Here is a 1,333-nt window from a genome sequence, read left to right as displayed (position 1 = left end):
CCCGGGCACCGCTCCGGGCACCGGGCCGGTGCGGCGCGCCGGCGCCGCGGCCGCGGCCCGAGCCCGCGCCGCCGCACGTACCACCCGGCCCCGGGCGCTGCGCGAGGCCGTCCGCCGGCCCGACCGGACCTCGCTGGTCAAGGACGCCCTGCTGTACCCGGTACTGGCCTTCCCCGTCGTCGTCGGCATGATCTCGCCGCTCGCGCCCCACCTGGTCTCGTGGCGGCTGCAGGCGGCCGGCCTCGCCGCCCTCGCCGCCGCGATCGCGGTGTCGCGCACCTGGCCCGCGGCGGCGCTCCTCATCCCCACCGCGCTGACCGGCGTGCACGGCAACTTCGCGTTCGCCATGCCCGTCCTGGCCTACCTCGCCGGGAGGCGCACCACCACCAGCGCGCAGCCGCTGCTGTGGGGGTTCACCGCCGTGTTCGTGACCGGCGCGCTGCTGTCGGTCGCCCGCGGACTGGCCGTCACCACCTGGTTCCCCTCCACGGTCTGGCTGGTGCTGCTGGGCGTCCTGCCCTGGCTGATGGGCCGCTACTGGCGCCAGTACCAGGAACTCCTGCACGCCGGCTGGGAACGCGCCGAGCGCCTGGAGCACGAGCAGCGCATCATCGCCGAGCGGGAACGCCTCCGCGAACGCGCCCGCATCGCCCAGGACATGCACGACTCCCTCGGCCACGAACTCGCCCTGCTGGCCGTCCGCGCCGGAGCCCTTCAGGTCGCGCCCGGACTGGACGACCGGCACCGCGAAGCCGCCGCCGAGCTGCGCGCCGGAGCGGCCGAGGCCACCGACCAGCTCCGCGAGATCATCGGCGTCCTGCGCGACGCCACCCCGCCCGGCGACCCCTTCCCGGACGGCACGGCCACCGAGAACGCGGCCGCCGGCGGCGCGGCGGCAGGCGGCACGGCGACGGACGCGGCGCCGGTCCGGCCCGCCCGTGAGAGCATCGCCGAACTCGTCGCACGCGCCCGCGCGTCCGGCATCCCCGTCCACCTCGCCGCCGACGCCGCCGACGACGCCGACGACGCCGGGGCCGACGGGGCCGACGCCGGTCTGCCGGATCTGCCGGATCTGCCGCCGATGGTCGCGCTCGCCGCCCACCGCGTCGTCCAGGAGGCCGTCACCAACGCCGCCAAGCACGCCCCGGGCGCCACCGTCACCGTCCGCCTGACCCGCCACACCGAACCCGCCGGGCGGGACGGGCCCGGCGGCAGGGTGACGGTCACGGTCACCAACGAGCCCCCACCCGGCGGGCCGCCGCTGCTGCCGTCCGGCGGCCACGGCCTGACCGGCCTCACCGAACGGGTCCGCCTCCTCGGCGGCGCCCTGCAC

1 protein-coding gene is annotated in these 1,333 nt (G+C 78.0%); it reads left to right on the top strand.

Going from position 1 to position 1,333, the window contains the following annotated elements:
* On the top strand, positions 1 to 1,333 hold a 1,333-nt coding region (locus E1281_RS39665), incomplete at both ends, for a histidine kinase (RefSeq protein ID WP_131884811.1).

Source organism: Actinomadura sp. KC345 (assembly GCF_004348515.1).
Taxonomy (GTDB): Bacteria; Actinomycetota; Actinomycetes; order Streptosporangiales; family Streptosporangiaceae; genus Spirillospora.
This window is presented reverse-complemented; position numbering and strand designations above follow the sequence as displayed.